17 protein-coding genes are annotated in these 21,710 nt (G+C 61.4%); 9 read left to right on the plus strand and 8 right to left on the minus strand.

The annotated features are described in order from the left end of the window. Positions 1-20: 20 nt before the first annotated feature. Together PQR67_RS08760 and PQR67_RS08765 are read left to right on the plus strand one after the other, a co-directional pair. On the plus strand, positions 21-1,208 hold the full coding sequence (locus PQR67_RS08760; RefSeq protein WP_408457112.1) for an MFS transporter: 1,188 nt from the start codon (positions 21-23) through the stop codon (positions 1,206-1,208). 123 nt (positions 1,209-1,331) lie between these two features. After that, a complete protein-coding gene (locus PQR67_RS08765; RefSeq protein WP_408457115.1) occupies positions 1,332-1,892 on the plus strand; it encodes a single-stranded DNA-binding protein in 561 nt (186 codons plus the stop codon). Between the two features lie 92 nt (positions 1,893-1,984). On the opposite strand, the gene PQR67_RS08770 is transcribed toward PQR67_RS08765, so the two are convergent. Further along, positions 1,985-2,785 (minus strand): bestrophin-like domain, encoded by an 801-nt coding sequence (locus PQR67_RS08770; RefSeq protein ID WP_408457118.1) that lies wholly within the window; start codon positions 2,783-2,785, stop codon positions 1,985-1,987. Between the two features lie 304 nt (positions 2,786-3,089). Here PQR67_RS08770 and PQR67_RS08775 point away from each other — a divergent pair, with 304 nt between their 5' ends. Continuing rightward, positions 3,090-4,730 (plus strand): methyl-accepting chemotaxis protein, encoded by a 1,641-nt coding sequence (locus PQR67_RS08775; RefSeq protein ID WP_408457121.1) that lies wholly within the window; start codon positions 3,090-3,092, stop codon positions 4,728-4,730. 625 nt (positions 4,731-5,355) lie between these two features. Here PQR67_RS08775 and PQR67_RS08780 read toward each other — a convergent pair. The 7 genes from PQR67_RS08780 to PQR67_RS08810 form a co-directional block, all read right to left on the minus strand. After that, a complete protein-coding gene (locus PQR67_RS08780) occupies positions 5,356-6,165 on the minus strand; it encodes a c-type cytochrome (protein WP_408457124.1) in 810 nt (269 codons plus the stop codon). After that, entirely contained in the window at positions 6,162-7,787 is a 1,626-nt protein-coding gene (locus PQR67_RS08785) for a b(o/a)3-type cytochrome-c oxidase subunit 1 (RefSeq protein ID WP_408457126.1), read from the minus strand. The genes PQR67_RS08780 and PQR67_RS08785 overlap by 4 nt, the downstream gene beginning before the upstream one ends. Further along, complete coding sequence (locus PQR67_RS08790) at positions 7,774-8,346, minus strand: cupredoxin domain-containing protein (RefSeq protein ID WP_408457129.1); 573 nt, start codon at positions 8,344-8,346, stop codon at positions 7,774-7,776. Before PQR67_RS08790 ends, PQR67_RS08785 begins: the two co-directional genes overlap by 14 nt. 2 nt (positions 8,347-8,348) lie before the next feature. After that, entirely contained in the window at positions 8,349-8,525 is a 177-nt protein-coding gene (locus PQR67_RS08795; RefSeq protein WP_167378501.1) for a hypothetical protein, read from the minus strand. Between the two features lie 30 nt (positions 8,526-8,555). After that, on the minus strand, positions 8,556-9,965 hold the full coding sequence (locus PQR67_RS08800) for a c-type cytochrome (RefSeq protein WP_408457132.1): 1,410 nt from the start codon (positions 9,963-9,965) through the stop codon (positions 8,556-8,558). Beyond that, entirely contained in the window at positions 9,962-10,678 is a 717-nt protein-coding gene (locus PQR67_RS08805; protein ID WP_408457135.1) for a c-type cytochrome, read from the minus strand. Before PQR67_RS08805 ends, PQR67_RS08800 begins: the two co-directional genes overlap by 4 nt. 495 nt (positions 10,679-11,173) lie before the next feature. After that, positions 11,174-12,067, minus strand: a complete 894-nt coding sequence (locus tag PQR67_RS08810; RefSeq protein ID WP_408457138.1) for a LysR family transcriptional regulator — start codon at positions 12,065-12,067, stop codon at positions 11,174-11,176. Positions 12,068-12,165: 98 nt separating this feature from the next. Between PQR67_RS08810 and PQR67_RS08815 the strand changes: the two genes are divergently transcribed. The 6 genes from PQR67_RS08815 to PQR67_RS08840 all read left to right on the plus strand — a co-directional run bounded on the left by PQR67_RS08815 (position 12,166) and on the right by PQR67_RS08840 (position 21,588). After that, complete coding sequence (locus PQR67_RS08815) at positions 12,166-13,482, plus strand: MFS transporter (RefSeq protein ID WP_408457141.1); 1,317 nt, start codon at positions 12,166-12,168, stop codon at positions 13,480-13,482. A gap of 376 nt (positions 13,483-13,858) precedes the next feature. Further along, complete coding sequence (locus PQR67_RS08820; RefSeq protein ID WP_408457144.1) at positions 13,859-14,506, plus strand: response regulator; 648 nt, start codon at positions 13,859-13,861, stop codon at positions 14,504-14,506. A 156-nt stretch (positions 14,507-14,662) separates the two neighbouring features. Continuing rightward, entirely contained in the window at positions 14,663-15,355 is a 693-nt protein-coding gene (locus PQR67_RS08825) for a response regulator (RefSeq protein WP_408457147.1), read from the plus strand. A gap of 111 nt (positions 15,356-15,466) precedes the next feature. Next, entirely contained in the window at positions 15,467-16,111 is a 645-nt protein-coding gene (locus tag PQR67_RS08830; protein ID WP_408457150.1) for a response regulator, read from the plus strand. 243 nt (positions 16,112-16,354) lie between these two features. Next, a complete protein-coding gene (gene aqpZ, locus PQR67_RS08835) occupies positions 16,355-17,101 on the plus strand; it encodes an aquaporin Z (RefSeq protein ID WP_408457153.1) in 747 nt (248 codons plus the stop codon). Positions 17,102-17,121: 20 nt separating this feature from the next. Beyond that, positions 17,122-21,588, plus strand: a complete 4,467-nt coding sequence (locus PQR67_RS08840) for an ATP-binding protein (protein ID WP_408457155.1) — start codon at positions 17,122-17,124, stop codon at positions 21,586-21,588. Positions 21,589-21,710 lie beyond the last annotated feature (122 nt).

The raw sequence follows: 21,710 nt of genomic DNA on the forward strand, positions 1-21,710 counted from the left end.
TCATTCAAAGAACGCTCCCGATGTCCAATCCGTCCGCTACATCCTCACGCATGAGCGCGCCTGAAATGCGCGCGACCATGTCGCTTGCCGCCATCTTCGCGCTGCGCATGCTGGGTCTCTTCATGATCATGCCGGTGTTCTCGATCTACGCGAAGACCATCCCTGGCGGCGACAACGTACTGTTGGTGGGGATCGCGCTCGGTGCGTACGGCGTGACGCAGTCGATGCTCTATATCTTCTACGGCTGGGTCTCCGACAAGGTCGGCCGCAAGCCGGTCATTGCGACCGGCCTCCTGATCTTCGCGCTCGGCAGCTTCGTCGCGGCGGGCGCGCACGACATGACGTGGATTATCGTCGGCCGGGTGATTCAGGGCATGGGCGCGGTGTCGTCCGCGGTGATCGCGTTTATCGCCGACCTGACCTCCGAAGAGCATCGCACCAAGGCGATGGCCATGGTCGGCGGCAGCATCGGCGTTTCGTTCGCGGTGGCGATTGTCGGTGCGCCGATCGTGTTCCAGTGGGTCGGCATGAGCGGTTTGTTCACCCTGGTCGGCATTTTCTCGATTCTGGCGATCGGCCTGGTGCTGTGGGTCGTACCCGATGCGCCCAAGCCCGTGCACGTGCGCGCGCCGTTCGCCGAGGTGCTGCATAACGTCGAACTGCTGCGCCTGAATTTCGGCGTGCTCGTCCTGCATGCCACGCAAACGGCGTTGTTTCTCGTCGTGCCGCGCATTCTCGAAGCAGGCGGCCTGCCGGTCGCGTCGCACTGGAAGGTGTATTTGCCGGTGATGGGTCTCTCGTTCGTGATGATGGTCCCGGCGATCATCGCGGCGGAAAAGCGCGGAAAAATGAAAATCGTGCTGCTGTCGGCGATCGGTCTTATCCTGATCGGACAGTTGTTGTTGGGCGTCGCACCGCATACGATTCTGAGTGTGGCGGCGATCCTCTTTGTCTACTTTCTCGGCTTCAATATTCTTGAGGCGTCGCAGCCTTCGCTGGTGTCGAAACTGGCGCCTGGCACCCGCAAGGGCGCGGCGGCCGGCGTGTACAACACCACCCAGTCGATCGGTCTTGCACTGGGCGGCGTGATTGGCGGCTGGCTGCTGAAAGTGGACGGTCAGAGCGCGGTCTTTTTCACTTGCTCTGGGCTGGTGTTTTGCTGGCTTATAATCGCCGCACAGATGAAACAGCCGCCGCGCAAGGCGTAAAAAGGCTCACTCAGAACTTACCTGGCGGCGGGCTGAGGCGCAGTTCCAGTCTCCGGCCCGCTGGCCTGAGATGTGAATTGTGCGTTGCCACGCCGCCCGCAACGGAATCAACAGGAGAAACTCATGGCATCCGTGAACAAGGTCATTCTCGTCGGCAATCTCGGAGCCGATCCGGAAGTCCGTTATCTTCCGAGCGGCGACGCAGTGGCGAACATCCGCCTTGCAACGACGGATCGGTACAAGGACAAAGCGTCCGGCGAAATGAAGGAAGCGACCGAATGGCACCGCGTGTCGTTCTTCGGCCGCCTGGCTGAAATCGTGTCCGAATATCTGAAGAAGGGTTCGTCGGTGTACCTGGAAGGGCGCATCCGTACCCGCAAGTGGCAGGCTCAGGACGGCACCGACCGTTACTCGACCGAAATCGTTGCCGAGCAGATGCAAATGCTGGGTGGCCGTGGCGGCTCGATGGGCGGCGGTGGCGACGAAGGCGGTTACAGCCGCGGTGAGCCGTCTGAGCGTAGCGGCGGCGGCGGTGGTGGTGGTGGCGGCGGTCGTGCGGTCTCGGGCGGCGGCGCTTCGCGTGGCGGCAGCGGCGGCGGTGGCGGTGGCGGTGGCGGTTCGAGCCGTCCGAGCGCGCCGGCCGGCGGCGGGTTTGATGAAATGGATGACGATATTCCGTTCTGAGGTTTTGTAACCACAGAATGTAGACATGAACCCCGCTTTTTAGCGGGGTTTTTTATTGGGGCTATGGTTTTTCTCGGTGCAAGCAAGATCTCTCACCGCCGGAGGTGCTCCAACGCATCTCTCATCGGTGAACTGGAAATCACAATCGGCCCGGTAAACGGCGTATCCAGATCGGCGATCACATAGACCGCCGAGGCAATGGAAACCGCCCCGAGCAAGATCATGACCAATGCCAACGCATTGCGCGGCGCGATCAATCCGAAGCTGAGAAAAATCACGCACAGCCAGAACGTCAGCGTCATCAGGAACGGCAGGGAAATTGAACTGTGCGCTTCCTCGATGATCTTCCATCGCGCATCCACGGTGCGTCGATATTGCGTCAACGCATCGCTGAGTGCGCGCTGTTGTAACGGATCGTGCGCCCGCAGTTGCCGCAACTGCCGCCCGACCGTGGTCAGCATATCGCCGAGCCGCACGTTCTCCAGCTTCTGCGTGTTGTCCTGCGTGCCGATGTCCCGCGGATAGTCACCGGACGGGGCCGGCTCACCTGGCCAGGTCGATGCAATCGCGGCCGCGGTGTACAGACGCAGCAGGCGCCGGGCCTCATCCGTATCGCTGCCGTATTCCCGCATGGTCGTGTCGAATTCGATCAGGTCAGCCGCGAAGGCGCGCAAATCATTCGATTCGGTATCGAAACTGGCTTTCGCGGATGCCGTCATCAGCCCGAGCACCAAAGCGGCAAACGTCACCAGCATGCCCATCACAAGCTGGATGAGCTGCACGGTTTCGTGCGCCTTGTGCTCCTCAGGCAGCAACGGTCGCACCCACACGCCGATGCCGGTTCCAACCAGCAACAAAGCGAAAACCAGCAGAGCCGAGCCTATTTCTGACATAGAAATGCTCCGGAGACGCACGCTTCGCCACTTTCTACCAATCGCCGCACCCCGACCACCCGGGTAGTCCCGCAAATGCGCTTGCGGGAGCGGTCACCGGCTTCCGCACGCAAGTTGAGGCATCGCAAACGTATGCGCTGCCAACCATAAAGTTTTCTGTAATCCCGCCGTAGACCATCTATGTGGCATACGCTTAAATTTCAAACAAAAGTTGCGGGCCTGGCCGATGGGCTTGGGCGCAGCACGCGTGGCCGAGGCTAATTCCCTGAACTTCCAGCCAGGCAGCCCAATGGAGACCAGCCCGATGTTGAAAAATCTGTCGATTCGAACCTGCCTCACCTTGATGATTGTGTTCTTCGGCGTGGTGCTGCTGGTTGGCGCCGCTGCGGGGCTGTTGTCGTTGCGTTCGAGCAACGCGTCGCTGCAGCAGATGTACACCGTGGACACGCCCGCAGTCGCCGACCTGGAAGGTAGCGCCGGGCAGTTGCTGCGCCTGCGCCTGGCTCTCGCGACCTATGCATCGTTGGTCGACCTGAACGATCAGGACGGCGCGAACGCGGTGCTCAAGCGCTTTGATCAGTACCAGAAAGCATCGAACGACCGTCTTGCCCACTATGTGAGCCGTGCGGGTACGGATGCCGACGAACAGCGTCTGATCAAGGACATGCAGGACAAGCGCGACACTTTCCTGCATGAAGGCGTCGATCCGGCGCTGGCCGCGCTCAAGTCGGGTGACAAGACCGCGTTTGAGCAGTTGCAGGCGCACAAGCTGCCGTCGCTCTATAGCGCGTACGAAAAGGCGATGCTCACGCTCGAGCAATTGCAAATCGATCATGGCGCCCAGCGCTATCAGGACGCGCAGGATCTGTTCTACGCGATCTGCGTTGCGGTGGCGATCGGCATGGGCTTGTCTTTGCTGGGTTCTTTGATCGGGCGCGCGGTCATGGTGCGAGCCATTGTCAGTCCGGTCGACGCGACCATCGAGCAGTTTCAGCGGATTGCCAACGGAGACCTGACCAGCAAGATCGACGTGACGAGCAACAACGAAATGGGCCGTCTCGCGGCGGCGCTGCGCAAGATGCAGGACTCGCTGATCGAAACGGTGAACGCTGTGCGTCACGGAACGGAATCAATCGACACGGGCGTGAGCGAGATTGCGGCGGGCAATACCGATCTGTCGCAACGTACCGAGGAGCAGGCTGCGTCGCTCGAGGAAACGGCGGCCAGCATCGAAGAGCTGACTTCGACGGTCAAGCAGACGGCGGACAACGCGAAAGAGGCGAGCTCGCTGGCGCAAGGTGCATCGAGTCTCGCGGCGCAGGGCGGCGATTTGACCGAGCAGGTGGTGGGCACGATGCATGGCATCGTCGACGACTCGCGGCGGATTGCCGACATTGTCGGCGTGATCGAAGGGATTGCTTTCCAGACCAATATTCTGGCGCTGAACGCCGCGGTCGAGGCGGCGCGCGCGGGTGAGCAGGGACGTGGCTTTGCGGTGGTGGCGAGCGAAGTGCGGTCATTGGCACAACGAAGCGCGGCGGCGGCCAAGGAGATCAAAGGGCTGATCGATGCTTCGACGGCGCGGGTGCAGGCCGGTTCGCAACTGGTCGAACGCTCGGGGTCGACGATGACTGAAATTGTCGCTGCGATTTCTCGTGTGAGCTCGATTATGGGTGAGATCGCGGCAGCGGCGCTGGAGCAGAGTACCGGGATCGATCAGGTGAACCTGGCGGTTGCGCAGATGGATGAAGTGACGCAGCAGAATGCCGCGCTGGTTGAGCAGGCTGCTGCGGCGGCCAGTTCGCTGGAGGAGCAGGCTCGCAGGTTGACTTCGGCGGTGGCTGTGTTTCAGACGGGGAGTGGAGGGGCTGCTGTTGCCGGTCGGCGAGGTGGAGTTGTTGCTGCGCCGGGGATGAGGGGTTTGGGTGGGGTTGTCGCGGGGTGATGTTTTTTTTTGCCTGGGCGGCGCTTTGGTTGTGGTTTTATGGTGTTGGCCTTTTCTTGCTTTGTTATTGGTTTATTAGCGTTGCCCCTGTGCGGGGCGGCACCTACTTTTCTTTGCCTGCCGCAAAGAGAAGTAGGCAAAAGAAAGCGGCTCAAACCGCTAATTCTTAAGCGGGTCCCCCGCGCAGCCACGGTAGTGGTGCATCTGGAATCAGTGCTCTCGCACATTCAACCCTAGTGACAAGGCCGTCATACTTCCGGCGGCGCTGCGCGCGCCGAAACCCATTTCCAAAAACCATCAGCTCTGCAAGAGTAGCGCCTGATTTCCCTGGCAAACCCGTCCGCGACGCACGTAGTGCGGAGTGGGAGCGAATGAGTGCCTTGTCACCAGCGCGGAGTGCGCGAGAGCACGGATTCCAGATGCACCACTACCGTGGCTGCGCGGGGGACCCGCTTAAGAATTAGCGGTTTGAGCCGCTTTCTCTTGCCTACTTCTCTTTGCGGCAGGCAAAGAGAAGTAGGTGCCGCCCCGCACAGGGGCAACACTAATAGTCCACTAACAAATCAAGGAAAGGCCAACACCGCAGGCACCCAGACAAAAGCGCCGCGCAGGCAAACAAAACCGACTACCGCATACCCGCATAATACTTCGCCACGCCATCAATCTCCGCCGGAGTCATCTGCCTCACCACATTCCGCATCTGCTCATTAATATCGTTACGCCGGGCACCAGAACCGAACGCCCGCATCTGCGCAGCGAGATAAATAGAAGACTGTCCACCAAGCCAGGGCGCCGCCCCCTTACGATCCAACTGCCCATGACAAGCCGCGCAAGGCGCAATATTCCGCTGCGGATCACCCTGCATCGCAAGCTTCACAGCATTCGCATCCGGCCCCACGCCAGTAGGCAAAACCTCAGCCGCCGGCGCGCGAGGCAGTGAAGCATAATAAGCCGCCAGATCATGCAAATCCTGATCGCTGCGAGCCGCAATGATCGGCTGCATGATCGCGTTCTGCCGCACGCCGTTCTGATAATCGCGCAACTCTTTATAGACCACGTCGGCATACTGCCCGGCCAGCTCGGGCGCCGTCACCTGCACCGTGCCCTGCACGCCATGACACATCGAGCAATTCTGCGTCGCAATGGTCGCGCCGCGGCCAATCGAATCAGCGTCGGCTCGCGCCCGCCGCAAAGGCGGCAAGACCACCACCTCGCTCGGCGCCGGCCCGGCAATATTAGCGCCGCCGTACCAGCTCGACGGCGCGCCCGCGGCGCTGCAAATCGTCGCCCATAAGCCACGCTCGCTGAATCCGCTATTGGCTGACGGCAACCAGATGAAGCCGATCAATATCGACACGACAGCAATTGCAATCGTGCCGCCGAGGCTCACCGTGAACCACGGGTTGCGCAAGCTGAAGACGCGTTCCTGACTCATCGCTGCGCTCCGACGACAACTGCCGGCACCGACGTCTGCGGCAATCTGAGCAACTGAACGATCGGCACACTGTAGTTGACGACCGTCAGCCCGATCATCAACGCCACCCACAAGCCGAAACTATTGAGCGCGGCAGGCACGTGCTCCACCGGTTGCACCGCGCTCGCGAAGCGGAAACTCTGTTGCTGCACCTGCGGCCCGAATTGCGACTTCGCGAGGATGTAGACGAACAGCACGCCGGACACCAGCAGAATCAGTCCGCCCACCGCCGACATGCCCACCCAGAACGCTTGCGATTCCATCCCCGGCATGGTGTAGTCGTAATACGCCATGCGGCGTGGCGCGCCGAGCAAGCCGACGTAGTGCCACGGCAGCGTGGTGACCATCATGCCGATGAACCACAACCACAGTTGCGCACGCACCAGCTTGACCGACGCAATCGCGCGGCCGGTCAGTTGCGGCCACAATTCATACGCGATCGCGAAGTACATGATGACGATCGCACCGCCGAAAATCAGATGGAAGTGCCCGGTCACCCACTGCGTGTTGTGCACCGTCGAGTTCAACTGGTAGCTCATGTTGATCAGGCCGCCCGCGCCGCCAAGACCCAGCATCACGAACGAAAACGCGATCACCAGCATCATCGGGTTCTGCCACGGCAACGCGGTCAACCAGCCGAACGCGCCCTTGCCACCGCGCAACCTGCCCGCGATCTCCACTGATGCGCAGATGGTGAACACCGTTAGCAATGTCGGCACCGACACCATGCCGGTGAACACCGCATGCAGGAACTTGAAGCCCGAACCGACCTGCGGATCGGCGAACAGATGGTGAATGCCGATCGGCATCGCGAACACGAGGAACAGAATGAACGACACGCGCGCCATCGAGTCGCTATAGAGCCGTCCGCCGATCGCGCGCGGCACCAGCGTGTAGTAAGCGATGTAAGCGGGTATCAGCCAGAAGTAGACAATCGCATGCAGCGTCCACGAGAAGAGGATGCGTGAAAGGCCCGCGTCGATCGTGTTGGTTAGACCGAAGGCGACCGGCAATATCTGGAACAGGATCTCGAGCGCCGCGCCGATCGCGGTCCACGCCCACAGATACGCGCCTGCCACGTTGGCGAACATCGCGAGCGGTATCGGCTTGCCGGGATTGGCGCGCTTCCAGATGCGCAGATTCACGTGCATCAGCGCGACCCAGATCCACGAGCCGACCACCACCAGCACCACGCCGAGATAATAGAACGGACTACCGATCATCGGCGGATAAAACGTGTAGAGCACGGAGGCCTTGCCGAGCGCGACCGGGACCATCGCCATCACCGCGCCGACCGCCAGCATGATGAACGCGGCCCATGCCCACTTGAGGCCCACGAGCCGCTGCGCGAGCGCGAGTTCGACGATCGCGTAACCAAAGCCCATCGACACCAGCGTGGGTAGCACATAAGCCATCACCGAGCCATGCGCGGTCACCGATCGATAGTAAAGCTCGGGGTCGCCGACCCACGGTACCAGCGGGCTGCGTACCAGCATCTGCCACGCGCCGAGCAGCAGCGCGATCAGAAACGCGATGAAAGCCAGCCAGAAATGCGCGAGAACGAGTCGCTTAGCGTGAAACACAGCTGAGCCTCCGGGATTGTCGGGCTTGCTCGAAGAAGGTGGCTTTGTCGATGACCTTGACGTGCGCCCACATGGTCTGATGGCCGAAGCCGCAGAACTCGTGACACGGCATGGTGTGATCGCCGGCTTTGTCGAAGCGCGTGTTCAGCGTGGAGACATAGCCGGGCACGACCATCGTGTTGATGTTGGTGTCAGTCACGAGCAGGCCGTGCACGACATCGGCACTGGTGGTGCGGATCGTGACCGGCGTGTCGGCGGGCACCAGCAGACATTGCGGCGTGAATGAATATTGCTGCGCAATGAAACGCACGACCACCGAACCATCCGGCTCGACGGCGCTGCCGAGGTTGTTTTCGACGAACTCGCCGGAAAGTTGCAGGCGCGAAGGGTCGATCGTCTCGACCCGCGAGGGCGGCATCATCGCCCAATGCAGTCCCGAGAACACGATGACGGCGAGCATGAGCACGATCAGCGCCGTGGCGAAAATCGCCCAGCGGCGTTCCGCGCGTAACGCGACTTCGTGGCCGCTGCCCGGTTGGTGATTGGAATCAGTCGACATAGTCAATGGATGACGCCGCGCGGCAGAAAGACAAGAAAGTAGAAGCCGAACCAGATCGCCATGACGATCAGCGTGGCGACGCCGGCCACGGCGATTGCGCCATGCGGGCCGGCTGCGACGACGCGTTCCACTTCTTCATCGGTAGGTGGCGCCGCGCTGCGGGTATCGTTCGCTTCCATCTAGAGCTTCTCCAGTGCAGCGGTTCAGGTTCAATGCAGCGGCGCCTTGCGCAACTCGTTGACCTCGCGGGACGTCACCGGCTTGCCGTGGTTGCCCCACGCAGTGCGGATGTACGTGACGACGGCGGCGGCATCCGTGTCGTTCAACTCCTGGCCGAACGGCGGCATGCCGTACGGCTCGGGATTGCGCATGGTGCCAGGCGGGAAACCGCCATTGAGCACGATGCGGATCGGGTTCACCGCGGAGTCCATTTCGATCGACTGGTTACGCGCGAGCGGCGGGTAGTGCTGCAATTGGCCCTCGCCGTTCGCGCCGTGGCATAGCGCGCACTTGTCGGCGTAGATTTTTTCGCCGAGTGCGAACACGTTGGTATTGGTCGGGGCGGACGGGCCCGACTTGCGGCCGCGATTGTCCGGCAGTGTCTTCAGATAGACGGCCATCGCCTTGACGTCTTCTTCCGTCATGTACTGAAGACTGTGATAGGTGACTTCGGCCATCGGCCCGTACACGGCGCCGCGATCGGAGATGCCTGCCTGCAGCAGGTCGACGATGTCCTTGATGCTCCAGTCGCCGAGACCACCGTCCTTGTCTGACGTCAGCGACGGCGCGTACCAGTTCTGCACCGGAATCAGACCACCGGCGAACTGCTCGCTTTGTGATGAGCCGCCAAGCATGTTGATCTTGGTGTGGCACATCGTGCAGTGTCCGAGCCCATCGACGAGATAGGCGCCGCGATTCCATTCGACCGATTTGGTCGGGTCCGGCTGGAACTCGCCTTCACGGAAATACAAGGTGCGCCAGCCGTACAGCAGCTTGCGCTGGTTGAACGGAAAACGCAGCGTGTGCTTGTGGTTCGGCTCGCGTACCGGCGCCACGGACTTCAGATAGGCGAAGATCGCGTCCGAGTCTTCACGTGTCACCTTGGTGTACTGAGCGATCGGCATCGCGGGGTAGAGCATCGTGCCGTCCGGCGTGCGGCCGGTGCGCATCATCTTGAAGAACGCTTCCTCGCTCCATGTGCCGATGCCGTACTGCGCGTCTGGCGTGATGTTCGGTGAGTACAACGTGCCGAACGGCGTCTCCATGGCGAGCCCGCCGGCGAACAGCTTGCCGCGCGGCGCCGTATGACAGGCGACGCAGTCGCCGGCGCGCGCCAGATACTCGCCGCGTTTGACGATGTCGGGGCGGGTGTCGGCTTTGTCGCCAGTAGCCGTTGCGGTTGTGGCAGTCGTTGCTGGCGTCGTTGTCGTTACAGCAGGCGCGGTTTCTGCAGCGTCTGCCTCAGCGATCAGTAGCGCGTGCGGTGCGCCGGAATGCGCGGCGCTGCCGGCGACGATCAAGCCGGCAACCAGGAAGCCGGATACGAGCGACGCAGCGGCGCAACGGCGCTTCGCCATGGCGTACAAAACTGGGCGGATCGAGCGAAAGGTCGGCTTCATTGCGGTTGACTCCCGCATGCGAGCGGCAGCCGTTCTGCGGACGCCGGCGCAGGTCGCGGATCGGCAGGACGCGGCTGGCGTGCGAGCCAGCTCGATACCGCGGTGATGTCCTTGTCCGTCAGCTTGACTGCGATCGAGTGCATACAGTCCGGCGCAAGCGCGTGACGTGTGCCCGAGCGCCAGGTGCCCATCTGCCCGGCGATGTAGCTCGCATGCAGGCCCAGCAGGCCCGGAATGCCAGGTTGAGTACCCGTCATGCGTGCGCCATGACATGCGATGCACGCCGGGATCTTGCGTGCCGGGTCGCCCTGGGTGACGAGCCGTTGTCCGGCTGCTAGCACGGCCGGTGCGACGTCGGTGTGATCGGCATTGGGGTAGGGCGGCTGCAGGTCGGCGAAGTACTGGCTGATCTTGCGCAGATAGTCGTCGGGCAGAAAGGCGAGCAGGTAACCCATCGGCGGATAGGTGCGGCCGCCATCGCGAAACGCGGTCAACTGATTGAACAGATAGTCGGCCGGTTTGCCGGCGATACGCGGGAAGTAATCGTTGTTCAAGCCCTGGCCTTGCACGCCATGACACGAGGTGCAGGCGCGCACGCGCTCGTCCATGGCGGAGGGCATCGCGCCGGATGCGTCAGTGGCTGCGAACGCCGCGCCATGCCACATGACGTAAAAGACCAGCAGGATCGAAAATCCGATAGTTCTACGATGCACGCCAAGCCTCGTCGGGGGAACGGTTATTTTCGCTATTTATTTCTCACGCGTTCGCTCATCAATTCACTTACTGATTTGATGAGCGATGCATGACAAGCCAGCCAATTTTTTTATAACGACTGCATGAACAGCAAATCGAAACGGACTTATTAAGGAGGCGCAGTATTGAACCGATGCGGCGATGCAATTTCTTTGCAAAGCAATGACTGCCTGAGTGCGCCGTTGGGAGGCAGATTTCAGGCTGAGGTAATAACGCTTGATGTGTCTGGAAAGTGTGTAGCAGGTTGCAGGAATTTATCCAACGCGTCAATGAAAATTGATAACCCAATTGGCAGCGTATTCGATCAGCATAGGCATCGATTAGCGCGCCTTCCCTTCAATACTTATTCTGCGTCCGGTTTGAGTGTGCGCCGCATCGCCGAATGAGATTGATGCGCTGCTTTATATTTCTGTCGAGATTCATGAGTCGCAGCGCGTGCTTCGACGGCAGGGGCATCAACTGAAGAGAAGCATCAACGCCATGCGAGCATTACTAACGCGTTCGCTTTCGCCGATTCGCCCCGGCAACAGATGAAACTCGACAACAGGCAACGCAGGCAAGCCGACGCCCGGCGGGCAGGCCACCACGCCCCCGCCAATCGACGATTCGTTCAGGCAGGAAATACCTAACCCGGCTTTCAATGCCAGTTGCAGCCCGGCCACTCCGGAGGCCGAATGCGACACGAGATAAGGCACCTTGTGTTCGTCGAGAAGCTTCACGACGAAACGCTGCAACTGACAGCTCGACGGTAGCAAAACCAGTGGATAAGGCGTGGCCGGCCGCGGACTGGCATCCGCCGCGCAGACCCACAGCAGTTTTTCGCGCCGCACCACGGTGCTTTGCGCACCAACACTTGCGCGCCGGCTGGTGGCGCTCGTGCTCCCGGTGACGAGCCGCAACGAGAGGCCGATGTCGTACGACACATCGTCGCCTGCGCTGCTGTCGATCACGGCGCTCGGCAGCACGGTGACGTGCAGCTTCAGGCGCGGGTGCTGTTCGGAAAACAGCTTGAGAATGCGCGCGATGTCGAGCGGGCGGTAGTAGTCCGTAATGGCGATGCGCAGTTCGCCGTCGAGCGAGCGGCCTTGCAGGTCTTCGAACGCCGCCTCGCTCATGGCGATGATGCGTCGCGCATGATCGAGCAACCGGCTGCCTGCCGGTGTGGCAGACACCCCTTGTTTGCTGCGCACGAAGAGCGGCTGCCCGGCGCGCTCTTCGAGTTTCTTCAACTGCTCGCTCACCGACGATTGCGATAGGAACACGCGCTCCGCGGCCGCCGAGATGCTGCCCGATTCGGCGACGGCGACGAAAGTGCGTAGCTGTGTCAGATCAAATCCGCGTTGACTCATGATTCGGTATATCCGATGGAATCCATCTAATTTTCCGGCTTTTCCGATGGTTGGCCCAGCCGTAGGATACCTCCAATTCATTCATTGCGGAGGTTGTCATGGGAAACGATTCGATTGCTGCCGTGCGGATGCCGGGTGAACGTGCGGCGAGTCATCGGTGGAAGGTGCTGGGCGTGGGCTTTGCGGCGAATGCGAGTTTTTCGGCCGCTTTCTCGGGGATTCCGACCACGGCCGTCTTTTTGCGTTCGGGTTATCACCTCGGCAACGAAGGGCTGGGGCTGGTGCTAGGCATGCTCGGCTTGGGCATCGCGGTCAGCGAGTTGCCATGGGGGCTTCTGACCGACCGTTGGGGCGACCGCCGTGTGCTGCTGCTTGGACTGCTCTCGACTGCCGTGGCGCTGGCCGGGCTGGCGTTGTTCGTGGTGCCGTCCGGCGCGCATGTGCCAAGCGTGACCACACTTGCGCTCGGCCTGCTGCTGGTTGGCCTGCTCGGCGGCAGCGTCAACGGTTCAAGCGGCCGTGCGGTGATGGCCTGGTTTCGCGAAGGTGAGCGCGGCCTTGCAATGAGTATCCGGCAGACCGCGGTGCCGGCTGGGGGCGGTTTGGGGGCGCTGGTCTTGCCGGTGCTCGCGTCGAGATTCGGCTTTGCCAGCGCGTACACCGTGCTGGCCCTTGCGTGCGCGATTACCGCGGTGTTTGCATGGTGTTGGCTGCATGAGCCTTCGCATGCCGCAGCGAGCGCTACGGGTACGGCTCACCACGCGGCGGCTGCGGGTGTGGCGCCGGCGAAGGTTTCGCCGTTACGCGATGTGAGCATATGGCGCGTGGCGCTCGGCGCGGGTGCATTGTGCGTGCCGCAGCTTGCCGTCGTGACGTTCGGGACTGTCTTCCTTCACGACTTCAGCCGCGCCGGCGTGCTGGCGATCAGCGTGACGATGGCGGCAGTGCAACTGGGCGCGGCGATTGCACGGGTCTGGAGCGGTGCATGGACCGACCGCCGCGGCAATCGACGCGCTTACATGCGCGCCTGCAGCGTACTGACCGCGGTGCTGTTCGCCTCGCTCGCCCTGCTGACGGGTGTGGCCGGCATGCACCACGCGGCGATGACCGTGGTGCTCGCGCTGATGATCGTGCTGGGTGGCGTCAGCGCGTCCGCATGGCATGGCGTGGCCTTTACTGAACTCGCGACGCTCGCGGGGACGAGCCGCGCAGGTACCGCGCTGGCCATCGGTAATACGTGTGTCTTTCTCACGCTGTTCCTGACGCCGCTCGCGATTCCGCTGTTGTTGTCGGTGGGCTCGTGGCCGATGGTGTGGGCGGTAGCCAGTGTGTGCGCATTGATCGCGCTACCGGTGTTTCCGCGCGCGGCTCACGCGAGCAAGCCGGCAACCGTACGCGCTTGCGATGCCACCTGATGGAGCAAGGACAGCCGGCGGCGTGATCTGCCGGTCTCCATATGGTGTTGTTCAGGCGACGGGAGCGGCGGGATGCGCTTCCGTCGCGATCTTGCTTTTTAGGCGGAAATCAATCGGGGAGAAATACAGCGGAGGATAAATTCCCGCATATTCGGTTCGCATAATTATGTATCTCCACTTTGATAGCACGGCAACGGACTATCAAATCGTCTGACGGTTTCGGAACGTTCCGATTTTCGCCCGAATGTTGCGGTGGTTTTATGGCGGCCATTGGCTTGCCATTCCACGTCAGGAGGCTGTCAAGGCAAGTCCGTAGCGAGTGGGATTTCCCCCGTGTGCTCGCCGAATACACCTACAACAACCGAGAGAAATAATAGTGAACCTTCGAGTCATTCTGGCAGACGATCATCCGTTCGTTCTGCTTGGCGTTCGAACTGCGTTGGAAATGCATGCCGGTGTCACCATCGTCGGCGAAGCGGTTAGGCCTGGTTCACTGATCAAACTGTTGCAGAGCACGCCGTGCGACGTACTCGTCACCGATCTGACGATGCCGGAGGCGTCTGGCGTCGTTGAAGATGGTCTTGATCTTGTCAGGCGAATCCGACGTGCGTGGCCATTGTTGCGTATTGTCGTGATGACCGCTCTGACAAACACTGAGATTCTGCGCAGCATCGTGTCGGATGGCGTAGTCAGTACGCTCAGTAAGATGGAAACGACCGACGAGCTTTGGCAAGCGATCGAGGCGAGTGGCAAGGGGCAGGTTTACGTCGGCCGTTCCGTCATCGAAGCGCTCGCCAGACCCCGGGACGACACGTGTGACTTGCCATCGGTTTCGCCTTTGTCGCGCAAGCAGGCGGAGGTGATAAGAATGTTCGTGCGTGGTCAATCGATCCCTGAGATCGCAATAGCGCTCGGGTGCCATCGCCGAACTGTCAGCCGTCAAAAACGCGAAGCAATGACAAAACTCGGCGTCACCAACGACCCAGGTCTCTTTGCATATATTCGTGCACATGGGGTTATGTAAGTTAAATCGCATAGCTAAACGATTATTCGCGCAAGTTCATTGACTCTTTCAGAGCGTTCTTATTTCTATCTTGCGAAATATGTTGAATGATCGCGACAGGGCCAATCGCGCCGGAGAGTGCGACGGGAAATCAAGGTACGGGGGAGAAAAAAGACGATGAACGAAAACGCCGATACAAGCACACCTGTTCGAACCATCATTGCGGACGATCATCCACTGGTTATGTTGGCGATCGAGAATCTGATGGCGGGTTATCCGGATATGCAGATCGTCGGCCGTGCTGCCGACGCCACAGAGCTTTTCGAAGAAGTCGATCGTATTCCATGTGACCTTGTTCTCATGGACCTCTACATGCCGTACGGTTTCTACGGAAGCGCACTGGAAACCGTCAGGCAGTTCAAGGTGCGCTATCCGGACGTTGCGCTTGTTGTACTAACCATGGAAACAGAAGCGGCCGCACTGAAAAAGGTCATCGCGCTCGGCGTCGATGCGCTGATCAGCAAGCGGGACCGACTCGATCTGATTCACGTGGCAATCGTCACCGCGCTGGCTCGCGAATGTTATCTCGGACCGGCGGTGCGAGCGCAGATTGCCGACGCAACGATCGCGCACCGCTTCGATTTTGTCCGGCAAGTGTTGTCGCGCCGCGAACTGGAGGTGTTCACGCAATATGCGTCAGGGTTTGCTGTAACAGAGATCGCTACTCGCCTTGAGCGAAGTGTCAAGACAATCAGCGCTCAGAAATGCACCGCGATGCGCAAGCTCGGTCTGCACAGTGACGCGGAACTGTTCCGCTTCGCCGTCGAGCACGGCGTGGTCGCTGAAGATTACCTGAAAAACCGGCGCTAAGCCGACGGGACGTCACGCCGGTCCGGTGGCGTGGCGAACAGAAGATGTACTTGGCATATCCCGGGGAGGCACGTCGCGTGCAGGGAGTGCCAGTCGATAAGACAACAAAAAATGACACAAAAGATCCGCGTCATCGTGGCCGACGATCACGATTGCGTTCGTGTTGGCGTGATGCGCCTGCTGCAATCGGTACCTCACATCGAAATAGTTGGGGAGGCACCCGATACCCAGACACTGGCCGAATTGCTCGACTCCCATGCGTGCGACGTTGTCGTGTCGGACATTGGTATGCCGGGCATAGACGGTGCCAGCAACGTCGTGTCCTTCCTGCGTCGCCTGTTGCGGGCTCGACCGCATCCCCACGTCGTTATCCTGACGACGATTTGCCATGCGCACATGCTTTCCGGTTTGTTGCACCTGGGCGTGGCCGGAATCGTCGACAAGCGCGACACCGCCACGTCGTTGATCGACGCCATCGAGGCAACGGTTGCAGGCGGCGTCTATCTATCGGATCAGGCACGCATCGCGATCGACGCATCCGATGCGCCGCTGCAGCCCCGCGCGGGCGTGCTGAGCGCTCGCGAATGGGAAGTCTTCCAGCTTTATGTGCAAGGTCTGACAGTCTACGAGATTGCTGCACGTCTGCAACGCAGCGGCAAGACCATCAGCACGCAGAAGCGGAGCGCGATGCGCAAGCTCGGTCTCGAGACAGAAAACGACCTCATCGACTACGCGAGACAGATAGGGTTGGCCTGACAGCCCCGTGAGAGAGTTGACCCTCGACAGTCAGTCCTTCTTAGGACTTTAGGAGTCTTCTGATTGGTTGCGCGACGTCACCGTCTCATAGTTCTGAGTTGGCTGAGGCTCGACGCCCAACATTCGCGTGACGGAAACCGTCATTTCGCGATGCGGCGTACCGACGAGCCTGGAAAATTCAGGCAAATGTCCAGCGGCTGGAGTGCGACGCCGTTTGCCATTGCACAAAGACTTGGGGGCGGAATGGTAGCGCTAGGCAAACGGTTATTGGTCGAGGGGGGCGGAACGGCTTGGGTGGTGTTCATCGGTTGCGGCAGCATCGTATTGAACACTGGCGCGGTCCAGCAGGGCTACGGCGTGCTCGAGGTGTCGCTCGCGTTCGGTCTCGCGCTTGTCACGGCGAGCTATGCATTCGGCACCATCTCCGGGGCGCACTTCAATCCGGCCGTTACGATCGGCTTTTCCGTCGCGCAACGTTTTCCGGTTCGGGATCTGCTGCCCTATATTGCCGCCCAGATTCTCGGTGCCATCGCGGCTGCCGCACTGCTCGCTTACGTGGCGAGCGGCCGCCCCGGCTTTGAATTGACCGCGAGCGAATTCGCGGCGAACGGTTTTGGCGACCATTCGCCGGCCGACTATCAACTTCATTCTGCACTCGTCGTCGAGCTTGTACTGTCGTTCGCTTTCGTCATGACAAGTCTGATGGTGGCCGGCCGGCGACGGTTGCGGCCGATCGCACCACTGGTCGCCGGCGCGTGTCTGATGATCGTGTACATGGTATCGATCCCGGTGACCAACGGCTCGATCAATCCCGCTCGCTCGACCGGTCAGGCGTTATTCGTCGGCGACTGGGCACTCGACCAGCTCTGGCTGTTCTGGGCTGCGCCGCTGCTGGGCGCCGTCGCCGCCGGTGCGCTGTTTTCATTTCTCTGCGGCAAGTTGGGCCGAAAGGCGGCGTCCCTCGCCCACAGGCAGGGCGAAGTCGCGTGAGCGCCGCCTGGTTTCATCTCATGTCCCCGTCTACGAAACCCCAACGCGGTGTCGCGATGAAGCGGATGGTGCGACGTGCATCGCAGTGCCTGCTTGTCGTTTTCGCGTTTGTCGTCGTGCAGATGCAACCTGCGATGGCCCAGCCGTTTGCCGGGCCTTCACATCCGCAAGTCGGAGGCGCATTTCCTGGCAAATTGACTGTTGGTGTGCTGGCTAACGGTTGGTTGCCTTTCGACGGGGTTCAGGACGGTCAGCTAACCGGGTTGAGCGCCGACTATCTGCGCGTTCTGGTTGGACCGACCGTGGAGATTGAGTCCAGGGCGTTTCCTGATATGCCACGACTGCTTGCCGCGGCTTGCGCTGGCAAGGTCGATCTGGTCATGAGCCTCGCTCGCACGCCTGAGCGGGAACGCTGCCTCAGCTTCACCGCACCGTACTTTCGGGCGTCCGCGTCGGTTGTGGTTCGCCGCGACGGCGATGTGTACGCGAGTGCTGCCCAGCTTGCCGACACGCGTCTCGCGGTAGAGAAAGGGTTTGCACTGGAACGCTCGTTGCGCGAGCGCTTTCCACGCGCTCAACTCGAAACCTTCGCAAGTACTCAGGCGGCGCTCCAGGCGGTCGCACAGGGCGATGCCGACGGCTATCTGGGCTTCACGCCCGCCGTTCAGTACGCGTTGACCACCGAGGAATTCCGCGGGCTGCGCATCGCTTTCGAGGAACGCGGCCGAATCGCTGACTTGCGCTTCGCCGTGCCGCGCAACCGGGTGGCGTTGCGTGACCAGTTCGACCACGCGCTCACGTCCATGAATCCGGCCGACGACGCGGCGATCCGCGCGCGCTGGCTATCCGGCAGCTTCGACGCGCAGACTGCGGCCGCTGCGCGGCGTCTCGTGCTGACACCAGACGAGCAGGCATGGCTCCGTTCGCTGCCGCCGTTGCAGGTGGGTTTCGATAGCGGCTGGCAGCCTTTCAGCTATGTTGACGAGTCCGGCCATCCTGCCGGCATTGCCGCTGAATATCTGGACTATTTGAGCCGTGCGCTGGGCGTTGTGTTCAATCGCGCCCACACGGGCGACTGGCCCGCAACCATCGAAGCTTTTCAGCACGGCGATCTGGCGATTCTGGCGACCGCCTCCAGCAGCGATCCACGTCTGAAGGGCGCGCTGCACACCCGCGCCTACGAAAGCTATCCGTTCGTGATCGTGGGGCGCGAAGACGAACCGGCCGCACGTGCGCTCAACGATTTCGCCTCGCGGCGCATCGTGGTTTCGTCGCATATCGCTGGCTCGATTCCGCTCGCGCTCGACAATATTCCGCCTGCCAACATCATGGTCGCGTCCAGTCTTGACGACGCGCTCAAGATGGTGGAGAACGGCCAGGCAGACGTGCTGGTTGGCAACGTAGCCGCCGTCGACATCCTGCTCGAGCAGCGCTACGCCGGTGTCCTCAAGATACTCGGCACGGTCGGCGGATCCGACGCACTCGGCTTCGCGGTGCGCCCTGATCTGAGCCCGCTCGCGCGCCTGATCGACCGGGCGTTGCTGGCTATGCCGCCGGCCGAGAAGCAGCGCATCCGGCAAAAGTGGGTGACCGGCAGTACGGGGAAGCAGGGAACGTGGAGCGTTACCGCGGTGCGCCTTCTGCCGTTGCTGATCGGCATCGGCATAGTGTTGCTGGTCACGCTGCGCGCTTATTTGCTGCTGCAACGCGAAGTCAGACTGCGCAAACAGACCGAACGCGAACTGGCGCTACAACTGAACTTTCAGGAAACCATGATGGAGATGGTTCCTTATCCGCTTGTCGCCAAAGATCTGGATGGGCGCTATATCGCGATCAACCGGGCATACGAAGAAGCGTGTGGCTTGCGCCGTGAAGTGGTGATCGGACGCAGGACCGTGGACGTTCACACATGGGGCGAAGCCAACAGCCACGTTCTGGATGACCTCACACGCAAGATGCTGACTGGCGGCGAACCGGCAAAGGCGGAACTCCAGTTTGAACGCGGCGCGGGCGACCTGCGGCACGGCCTGTTCTGGACACGAATCTGCCACAGCAGCGACGGCAAGCCGAGCTGTGTGCTCGGAACGATGGTCGACATTACCGATATCCGGCGTGCTGAAATGCTGGCGCGCGAAACCGAGCGACGCCTTTTCGACGTCACGCGTTCATTGCCGGCCGTCGTATTTCAATTGCGCCGCGACGCGGACGGTGCCTATTCGTTTCCCTATATCGGCGGTGACACACGGCACCTGCTCGGTGGCGAGCGCGCCGCGTCGGCGAGCGGCGACAAGATCGATTTCAGGCGCGTGTGCGAAGAAGACCGGCCTTTTGTGCTGGCCGAGCTGGAACGATCGGCGCGTTGCGAAACACCGGTGAATATGGAGTTTCGCTTCGACGTGGAGCATGGACTCAAATGGGCGCGCGCGGAACTGGTGCCGCGCCGCGAGAAAGATGGCAGCGTTGTGTGGAGCGGCTATTGGGTGGACGCGAGCGCCGAACATGCGCGGTCCGATGAACTCGCGCGTGCGCGCGACGTCGCTGAAGCCGCCTCGCGCGCAAAAGATGACTTTGTCGCAATGATGAGCCACGAAATCCGTACACCGATGAACGGTGTGCTCGGTCTTGTGGAAGTGCTGGAGCGCACGCCGCTCAATGCGGATCAAGGGGAAATGCTCAGTATGATCCACGAATCGGCGGGGGCATTGCTGCAGATTCTGGACGACCTGCTCGACTATTCGAAGATCGAAGCGGGCCGGCTGACCATCGAAGCAGAACCCATTGATGTGCGCGAGTTGGTCGACAACGCCGTCGGTTTGCTCGCGGGCCGCGCTCACGAAAAGGGGCTGAAGGTCCGCGTGGATATCGCGTCTGAAGTTGCGGCAACGCTACGTGGTGACAGCGTGCGATTGCGGCAGATTCTGTTCAATCTGCTCGGCAACGCCATCAAGTTCACGCCGGAGGGCGAGGTCGACGTGCAGGTTGCGGTCGTCGATCAGACGGGCGACGTTCAGACACTCGAGATGTCCGTTAAGGACACCGGCATCGGCATTGCACCGGAGGTGCAGGCTCGGCTGTTCGAGCCGTTCGTGCAGGCGGAATCGTCGACCACCCGCCGCTTCGGCGGCACCGGTCTAGGCTTGACGATCTGCCGCAAGCTGATCGACCTGATGAGCGGAACCCTCGAGCTGCGAAGCGAACCCGGGGTCGGTACGCGCATGACGGTGCGTCTCGCCATGCCTGTGGCGTCGCTGCGTTACTCCGTGAGCGGCTTGCGCGGCAAGCGCGGCGTCGTGGTGACGGGTGACGCGCGGGTCGCGCAGGCGCTGATGCATTTCGGCGAGGCGCTTGGACTCGAGGTGCGCCGCGTGTCGCCCGATGCGGCTGAACTCGGTAATCCGAGCGCCTTGGCTGGCGTGGATATGATTTTCGCGAGTGAGGATGTGGTGTTGTCCGCCAGCGTCGGGTCCGGTTCGCGGATCATCTGCCTGACCGAGAAACCGAAGCCGACCGGCTATCGCGTCCTCGATAACAACGTGCGCGTCAGTATCAACCCGATCTCGTGGCGCGGCCTCGGGGCGGCGTGCGCCGCGGCGATGACGGGGCTGCCATCGGTCGCGCCGCGTTCTGCCGGCACGCTGAATATGGCTGCAGGTGCCACCGTACCACCGGACCGCGAACGGGCCATTGCCAGCGGGCGGCTGATTCTGGTCGCAGAAGACCATCCGGTAAATCAGGAGTTGATTCGTCACCAGTTGGCCTTGCTCGGCTTTGCCTGCGACGTGACGAACGACGGCGCCGAGGCACTGGCCGCGCTGGAACAAACCAGCTATGGGTGCCTGATCACGGACTGCCACATGCCGAACCTGTCCGGCTACGAACTGGCGCGGCGCGTCCGGGAGCAGGAGCACGGTGGCGCACGCCATCTGCCGATCCTGGGTATTACCGCGAATACCGCGCCGGAAGACCTGAGGCAATGCCGTGACGCGGGCATGGACGACTGCCTTGTCAAGCCGACGCGGCTCGCTACGCTGCGTGATTACTTGAGCCGGTGGTTTGGCGCGGACAGCGCGTGGCAGGCCGCACCCGCTGAAACGGTCAGTGCGGCGCCAGATTCCGGAACGGCTACACGCGGCGGCCCCGAGCCATTCGTCCCGATCGACCTGAGTCACATGACGCAATTGTGGGGGAGCGAATCGACGGTCAAGGCATTGCTGGATTCGTTTGTTTCTTCGGTGCGTGAAGACATGCGGGCATTGTTACCGCTGCTCGAACGCGTCGAGATCGAGCGTCTGCGCGAGTGGCATCATCGTGTGGCGGGGGCGGCGAGTGTGCTGCGGTATCCGCCGCTGCTCAGCGCGTTGGAAGATTATCGTCGGGAGATCACCGTCAAGACGCCGGAACATCTGCGCAGCGACGGACAGGAGTTGGTTCGCAAGTGCAATGCAATGCTGGATGGAATCGAGGAGCAAGCCGCATTGCTCGCATGATGTTGCCGCGCACAGCAGCAATACGACGCTATAGCACCTTGCTTGCGCGATCGCATTGGCGCGGCCGCAAGCGCGAATCCAATCGACGAATCGGATTGGCGAAAAAAAACGCGGCCGAAGCC

It is taken from the genome of Paraburkholderia fungorum (assembly GCF_046026025.1).
Classification (GTDB): Bacteria; Pseudomonadota; Gammaproteobacteria; order Burkholderiales; family Burkholderiaceae; genus Paraburkholderia; species Paraburkholderia fungorum_E.

What these genes read in the sequence shown, in the direction of transcription:
- PQR67_RS08760 (WP_408457112.1), top strand. Translation starts at nt 21, where the DNA reads ATGTCCAATCCGTCCGCTACATCCTCACGCATGAGCGCGCCTGAAATG.
- PQR67_RS08765 (WP_408457115.1), top strand. Translation starts at nt 1,332, where the DNA reads ATGGCATCCGTGAACAAGGTCATTCTCGTCGGCAATCTCGGAGCCGAT.
- PQR67_RS08770 (WP_408457118.1), bottom strand. Translation starts at nt 2,785, where the DNA reads ATGTCAGAAATAGGCTCGGCTCTGCTGGTTTTCGCTTTGTTGCTGGTT.
- PQR67_RS08775 (WP_408457121.1), top strand. Translation starts at nt 3,090, where the DNA reads ATGTTGAAAAATCTGTCGATTCGAACCTGCCTCACCTTGATGATTGTG.
- PQR67_RS08780 (WP_408457124.1), bottom strand. Translation starts at nt 6,165, where the DNA reads ATGAGTCAGGAACGCGTCTTCAGCTTGCGCAACCCGTGGTTCACGGTG.
- PQR67_RS08790 (WP_408457129.1), bottom strand. Translation starts at nt 8,346, where the DNA reads ATGTCGACTGATTCCAATCACCAACCGGGCAGCGGCCACGAAGTCGCG.
- PQR67_RS08795 (WP_167378501.1), bottom strand. Translation starts at nt 8,525, where the DNA reads ATGGAAGCGAACGATACCCGCAGCGCGGCGCCACCTACCGATGAAGAA.
- PQR67_RS08800 (WP_408457132.1), bottom strand. Translation starts at nt 9,965, where the DNA reads ATGAAGCCGACCTTTCGCTCGATCCGCCCAGTTTTGTACGCCATGGCG.
- PQR67_RS08810 (WP_408457138.1), bottom strand. Translation starts at nt 12,067, where the DNA reads ATGAGTCAACGCGGATTTGATCTGACACAGCTACGCACTTTCGTCGCC.
- PQR67_RS08815 (WP_408457141.1), top strand. Translation starts at nt 12,166, where the DNA reads ATGGGAAACGATTCGATTGCTGCCGTGCGGATGCCGGGTGAACGTGCG.
- PQR67_RS08825 (WP_408457147.1), top strand. Translation starts at nt 14,663, where the DNA reads ATGAACGAAAACGCCGATACAAGCACACCTGTTCGAACCATCATTGCG.
- PQR67_RS08830 (WP_408457150.1), top strand. Translation starts at nt 15,467, where the DNA reads ATGACACAAAAGATCCGCGTCATCGTGGCCGACGATCACGATTGCGTT.
- aqpZ (WP_408457153.1), top strand. Translation starts at nt 16,355, where the DNA reads ATGGTAGCGCTAGGCAAACGGTTATTGGTCGAGGGGGGCGGAACGGCT.
- PQR67_RS08840 (WP_408457155.1), top strand. Translation starts at nt 17,122, where the DNA reads ATGTCCCCGTCTACGAAACCCCAACGCGGTGTCGCGATGAAGCGGATG.